At 67.9% G+C, this 458-nt stretch carries 1 protein-coding gene; it reads left to right on the forward strand.

Annotation, left to right across the window (positions count from 1 at the left end; all coding sequences use genetic code 11):
• A partial coding sequence (locus BTA51_RS28995; RefSeq protein ID WP_168188334.1) for an EamA family transporter occupies positions 1-458 on the forward strand: 458 nt, incomplete at both ends.

The raw sequence follows: 458 nt of genomic DNA on the forward strand, positions 1-458 counted from the left end.
GCCCTACGCTCGGCGCTGGGGTTGCCGCTGCTCCTGCTGGCCGCCGGGGCGTTCAGCCATCCGCAGCGGATCTCGCGCCATGACCTGCTGACCGCGCTGGTGGGCGGGATCCTCGTGGTGTCGATCCCCTTCGTCAGCATGGCCGCGGGCATGCAATACATCCCCTCGGGCATGGGCGGGATGCTGTATGCGACGATGCCGCTGTTCACGCTGGGGCTGGCGGCAATGTTCCTGCATGACGAGCCCGCGACGCTGGAGCAGGGGATCCGCATCGGCATCGGCCTGTTCGGCGTGGCGCTGATCTCGGTCCCGGCGATCCTTTCGGGGGGCTTCGGGCAAGCCGGCCTTGGCACATTGCTCACGCTGATCTCGCCCCTCAGCTACGCGGCGGGCAATGTCTGGTTCCGCCGTCGTCGCAAGATGCAGCCGCTATTGCTGTCGGCCGGGATGTTTGCGGT

It is taken from the genome of Hahella sp. CCB-MM4 (assembly GCF_002260525.1).
In the GTDB taxonomy this organism is placed as follows: Bacteria; Pseudomonadota; Gammaproteobacteria; order Pseudomonadales; family Oleiphilaceae; genus Hahella.